The following is a 4,824-nucleotide window of genomic DNA, read 5'->3' as shown; positions in this document are numbered from 1 at the left end:
CGCGGTCGACTACTTCGAGAACAGCGGCCTGCCCTTCGTCATCGCCCTCAACGGCTTCGACGGACAGCAGCCCTACGCTCCGGAGGAGGTCCGCGAGGCACTGCAGATCGGCCCCGACGCGCCGATCATCACCACCGACGCGCGGCACCGCCACGAGGCGAAGTCCACCCTCATCACGCTCGTCGAGCACGCGCTGATGGCGCGGCTGAAATAGGTACCCAACGTGGCGAGTTATGACGGGGCGTAAGTTGTGGGATTGACCACGCAAACGCTTCTGGGTTCATAACGTTTCGACAGAGAATTGGCCGGGCGCGACCACTCGTCGCGTCCGGCCGACTTCGCTCCGCACACACCTCGCCCGGCATTTGGCGCGGCTCGGCCTTAATGCCCGTTTTATGTCGGGCAAATCGCGGCCTTCACGGGCTCTGTCCGTTGTTTGGATTGGACCTGCCTCACGTGCTGGAATTCCCGGACTGAGCAGTGACGGCTCAGCAGATAAACGGCACAGGAACAGGTGCCGACGCCGAGAGGTTGTTGGACGCCGAGAGGTTGTTGGTCGAGTGAGGCGAAGAAAGACGGGCGCCGCGCAGCAGACGCGGGACGCGCGGGGCAACTTCACCCCGCCGTCGCGCACAGCGGTGCCGCCTTCCGAGATGCCCGAAACCCCCGCCACCCCCGCTCCGGCCCGCGGCGGCAGATTCTCGCCGCGCAACTGGCGTGTGCCGGTCCGGCTGAACGCGATTCTGCTGATCCCGGTGCTCGTCGCGCTGGTCTTCGGCGGTCTCGACGTCAAGAAGTCGGTCGACACCTGGAACGAGGCGGCGGACGCGGCGAACACGGCCCGCGCGGTGCGCGCGGCGGCCACGTACGCCCACGCCGTCATCGACGAGCGCGACCTGACGGCCAAGCCGCTGCTCGAGGGCAGCACGGACGACCCGGTCATCAAGAAGGTACGGGCGGCCACGGACAAGGCGCGCGCCGAGTTCGACACGGCCGCCAAGGCGATGCCGGACACCCCGAGCCTCAAGCGCCGTCTGAAGGCGGTGCGCGACGCGGAGCCGACGCTGGTCAAGCTGCGCTCGGCCGCGTACACCCCTGCTCTGGACGGGACGAAGACCGAGGACGGCTACGGCGCCATCCAGCGTCCCCTGATGGCCTTCACCAACGAGCTGGGCCTGGGCACCGGCAACGTCACCTCCTACGGACGTGCGGTCTACGCCGTCTCGCTGGCCAAGGCCGCCGAGTCGCTGCAGCGCTCCATCGGCACGCACCTGCTGCTGAAGCCGGGCAGTGCCGCCGAGCGCCAGGTGCTGCTGACGTCCTTCTCCTCGTACAACTTCCTCGAGTACATCGCCCGCAGCGAGTTCGAGGCGGGCGCCGGGGACGAGGACATCAAGCGCATGAAGTCGGCCATGGCCACCGAGGCCCAGACCGACGCGCAGGACAAGATGACCGCCGCCATCATGTCGGGCGCCACCACCGCGCAGCTCAAGGCGCAGGGCGTGACGGCCGACACCTGGCTGCAGACCTCCACGGGCAAGTTCAACGCCTACCGCACGGTCGAGGAGCACCTCGCCGACCACGCGGTGGAGGAGGCCGAGTCCATCGCCTCGCAGGCGACGCAGGACGCGATCGTCAACTCCTCGATCATGGTCTTCGCCCTCGTGGTCGCCTTCTTCGTGGCCGGCCGGATGGCCCGCTCGATGAGCCGGAGCATGCGCCGGCTGCGCGCCGCGGCCTTCGACGTGGCCGAGCAGCGCCTGCCGGCGCTGGTCGACCAGCTCTCGCGCACCGATCCGGGCAAGGTGGACACCCGTGTCCAGCCCATCCCGATCACCACCGGTGACGAGATCGGCGAGGTCGCCCGCGCCTTCGACCAGGTGCACCGCGAGGCGGTCCGCCTCGCCGCGGAGCAGGCCCTGCTCCGGGGCAACGTCAACGCGATCTTCACCAACCTCTCCCGCCGCAACCAGGCACTGATCGAGGGACAGCTGAACCTCATCACCGACCTGGAGAACAACGAGGCCGACCCGGACCAGCTGGAGAACCTCTTCCGCCTGGACCACCTGGCCACCCGCATGCGGCGCAACGGCGAGAACCTCCTCATCCTCGCGGGCGAGGAGCCCGGCCGCCGCTGGGACCAGCCGATCCCGCTGGTGGACGTGCTGCGCGCGGCCTCCTCCGAGGTGGAGGCGTACGAGCGCATCGAGCTGTCCGGCGTGCCGGACGCCGAGATCCACGGCCTGGCCGTGACCGACCTCGTGCACCTGCTGGCCGAGCTGCTGGAGAACGCCACCACGTTCTCCTCCCCGCACACCAAGGTCCGCGTCACCGCCACCCGGCTGCCCGACGGCCGCGTGATGGTGGAGATCCACGACAAGGGCATCGGCCTGACCGCCGAGGACTTCGCGGACATCAACCACAAGCTGGCCAACCCGCCGACGGTGGACGCCGCGATCTCCCAGCGCATGGGTCTGTTCGTGGTCGGCCGCCTGGCCATGCGCCACGGCATCCGCGTCCAGCTGCGTCCCTCGGGCGAGCAGGCCGGCACCACCTCGCTGGTGATGCTGCCGGACGCCATCACCCACGGTGGCGGCGGCGACGAGCTGGCCCCGGACGACTTCACCGTCTCCCGCATGGTGCCCGACCAGCAGCAGCCGGCTCCCGTCGCCGGCATGCGCACGGCCGCCGAGCTCGGTTTCGACGACTCCCGCTACGAGTCCGGCGGGGAGTCCACCTCGCTGGACCCGGTCGGCCGCTCGCTGATGCGCGAGGAGCGCCGTGCCCAGCTGGGCGCGCAGGCCTCCGACCAGCGCCCGCTCTTCCGCGACGAGACCGCGCAGGAGCAGCCGTACCCGCAGCAGGGTTACGAGTACCCGCAGGACGGTTACCCGGAATCCGGCTACGAGGAGCAGACGCCGAACGCCCCGCAGGCGTACGCCGACTACAACACCCCTGACGGCCAAGGCGAATGGGCCGGCACAGGTACGTACCAGCAGACGTACGGGCAGGGTTACGCAGCGGAACCGGAATCCCGGCCGTCCGCTGACACGGCGCAGCCCGAGCGCGTAGAGTTCGACCGTCCGGGCCCCGCTTCGAGCGGCTCCCCCGCGCTGACCGGGTCCGGTCTGCCGCGCCGCGACAAGCGGTGGCAGAACTCCGAGCCGGGCGAGGAGGCCACGAGGGACGGCGGAGAACCCGAGCGGTCCCCGCAGGGGACGCCACAGCAGCCCCGGGAGGGCGACACTGCCGCATGGCAGTCGGTCAACGACGAGCGCTGGCAGCAGGCCAAGCAGCTCCGTGAGCCGAAGGCCGGCGGAGTGACCTCCTCCGGTCTCCCCCGCCGGGTCCCCAAGGCCAATCTGGTCGAGGGCACGGCGGCCGGGCAGAGCGCCCCGGCCGGCCCGCAGATATCCCGCGCACCGGAGGACGTCCGGGGCAGGTTGGCGAACCTGCGCCGCGGCATCCAGCAGGGACGCACCGTGGGGTCGGACTCCGGCGAGTTCCCGGCACCCGCACAGCATGAGCAACACGACCAGGGCTTCGGCCCCGGCGGCACCTACGATCAGGAGCGTTAGTGTGAGCCCGATGAGCCAGGCGGCGCAGAACCTGAACTGGTTGATCACCAGTTTCGTGGACAACACCCCAGGGGTGTCCCACACCGTCGTGGTCTCCGCCGACGGACTCCTTCTGGCGATGTCCGAAGGCTTTCCGCGGGACCGCGCCGACCAGCTGGCGGCGGTGGCCTCCGGCCTGACCTCGCTGACCGCGGGCGCCTCGCGCATCTTCGAGGGCGGCACGGTCAACCAGACCGTCGTCGAGATGGAGCGCGGCTTCCTCTTCATCATGTCCATCTCGGACGGTTCGTCCCTCGCGGTGCTGGCGCACCCCGAGTGCGACATCGGCCTCGTGGGCTACGAGATGGCCCTGCTGGTCGACCGCGCGGGCAATGTGCTCACGCCCGACCTGCGCGCCGAACTGCAGGGGAGCCTTCTCAACTAACCCGGAAAGAGTGCGTTTCGCGCCACCGCGCCATAGGGTGCGGTGGCGCGACCAGCAGCAGACAGGCAAGCCGAGGAGGAGACGTGGCAACGCCCCCAGGCGGTTACCCGTACGGAAACGACCAGCAGGCGGAGCCCCCGCTGAACCGCTACAACTTCCCCTCCGCGCCAAGCCACCAAGTCGTGCCGGAGCAGCAGCGCCCTGCCCATGTGCAGGCGCCGCAGCAGTACCGGCGCGCGGCCTCCCCCTCGGGAGGCAAGCAGAATCCGCTGGTCCGCCCCTATGCGATGACCGGCGGCCGGACGAGGCCGCGTTACCAGCTCGCCATCGAGGCGCTGGTGCACACCACGGCCCAGCCGTCCCAGCTCCACGGGCAGTTGCCGGAACACCAGCGCATCTGCCACCTGTGCCACGAGATCAAGTCGGTCGCCGAGATCTCGGCACTTCTTTCCATTCCGCTCGGCGTCGCCCGGATCCTTGTCGCCGACCTGGCGGAGGCCGGACTAGTCGCCATTCACCAGCCCGGCGGGGATGCATCCGCCGGCGGTCAGCCTGACGTGACACTGCTCGAAAGGGTGCTCAGTGGACTTCGGAACCTCTAGCGGCGAGGCAGCCCGCTCGACCACCTCCGCGAAGATCGTGGTGGCCGGTGGCTTCGGCGTGGGCAAGACCACGTTCGTCGGCGCGGTCTCGGAGATCAACCCGCTGCGCACCGAAGCCGTCATGACCTCCGCCTCGGCGGGCATCGACGACCTCACCCACGCGCCGGACAAGACCACGACGACCGTGGCCATGGACTTCGGCCGTATCACCCTGGACCAG

4 protein-coding genes and 1 pseudogene are annotated in these 4,824 nt (G+C 69.7%); all 5 read left to right on the top strand.

The features are described from left to right. A pseudogene (locus AC27L3_RS29450) lies at window positions 1–214 on the top strand (ATP-binding protein); the annotation flags it as partial. Between the two features lie 346 nt (window positions 215–560). Continuing rightward, a complete protein-coding gene (locus AC27L3_RS29445) occupies window positions 561–3,578 on the top strand; it encodes a sensor histidine kinase (RefSeq protein WP_487237106.1) in 3,018 nt (1,005 codons plus the stop codon). Window positions 3,579–3,588: 10 nt separating this feature from the next. Further along, window positions 3,589–4,002 (top strand): roadblock/LC7 domain-containing protein, encoded by a 414-nt coding sequence (locus AC27L3_RS29440; protein ID WP_181143878.1) that lies wholly within the window; start codon window positions 3,589–3,591, stop codon window positions 4,000–4,002. 83 nt (window positions 4,003–4,085) lie between these two features. Beyond that, window positions 4,086–4,604, top strand: coding sequence for a DUF742 domain-containing protein (locus tag AC27L3_RS29435; RefSeq protein ID WP_487237105.1), 519 nt, complete (start codon window positions 4,086–4,088; stop codon window positions 4,602–4,604). Continuing rightward, window positions 4,585–4,824, top strand: a 240-nt coding sequence (locus AC27L3_RS29430; protein WP_487237104.1) for an ATP/GTP-binding protein, incomplete at its 3' end; no start/stop codon positions are given. The genes AC27L3_RS29435 and AC27L3_RS29430, both read left to right, overlap by 20 nt.

The sequence above is a fragment of the Streptomyces sp. PKA51 genome, assembly GCF_057552455.1.
Note: the sequence above shows the minus strand (reverse complement) of the source record. Positions and strands in the feature narration are given on the sequence as shown.

What these genes read in the sequence shown, in the direction of transcription:
- AC27L3_RS29440 (WP_181143878.1), top strand. Translation starts at nt 3,589, where the DNA reads ATGAGCCAGGCGGCGCAGAACCTGAACTGGTTGATCACCAGTTTCGTG.